The 268-nt window shown below is 72.8% G+C and carries 1 pseudogene; it reads left to right on the top strand.

Annotated elements, in window-relative coordinates:
- Positions 1 to 268: pseudogene (locus BN358_RS28205) on the top strand (hypothetical protein); the annotation flags it as partial.

Raw genomic sequence — 268 nt, 5'->3', positions numbered from 1 at the left:
GATCTCGACAGCCCGGACGCAGACGCGGTGCTCGCCGCCCTCTCCCTGCCGCACAGCGCGGCGGCACCGGCGCCAGCTCCACCCTCGCCGCGCTCGCCGACAACACCAGGACCGCCTGCGCGCGCTACGGGAGATCGAGACCGAGCGCGCCAAACCCCGCTTCGTGGTGCCGGGCCGCTGCGGTTCGTTCTTCGCCCCTTACGGCACCGACCTCGGCCAGATCCTGCTCGCCGCGCTGGTCGCTGCGTACCTGGGCTCCCTGCTGTTA

The sequence above is a fragment of the Sedimentibacter sp. B4 genome (assembly GCF_000309315.1).
GTDB classification, from domain to species: domain Bacteria; phylum Bacillota; class Clostridia; order Tissierellales; family Sedimentibacteraceae; genus Sedimentibacter; species Sedimentibacter saalensis.
The sequence above is the reverse complement of the archived record's forward strand: the minus strand, read 5'-3'. Positions and strand labels throughout refer to the sequence as shown.